Source organism: Streptomyces sp. NRRL S-1022 (genome assembly GCF_000720135.1).
Classification (GTDB): Bacteria; Actinomycetota; Actinomycetes; order Streptomycetales; family Streptomycetaceae; genus Streptomyces.
Window position 1 is genome coordinate 1 of record NZ_JOIU01000216.1, and the last position, 217, is coordinate 217.

General features: G+C 72.4%; 1 protein-coding gene. It reads right to left on the reverse strand.

Going from position 1 to position 217, the window contains the following annotated elements; translation table 11 throughout:
- Nucleotides 1–217 (reverse strand): acyltransferase domain-containing protein (locus tag IG05_RS43410; protein WP_037816111.1); only part of this gene is annotated, 217 nt, incomplete at both ends.

Genomic DNA, 217 nt, shown 5'->3' on the forward strand with positions numbered 1-217 from the left:
CGGCAGGGCCTGCATCAGCCGGCCCCGCGCCGCCACCAGCGCCGCCGCATCCTCCAACGACAACACACCGGCCACATGCGCCGCGACGACCTCACCGATCGAGTGCCCGGCCACGACGTCCGGCCGCACACCCCAGGACTCCACCAGCCGGAACAACGCCGACTCCACCGCGAACAGGCCGGCCTGCGTGAACACCGTCTGGTCCAAGAGGTCCGCG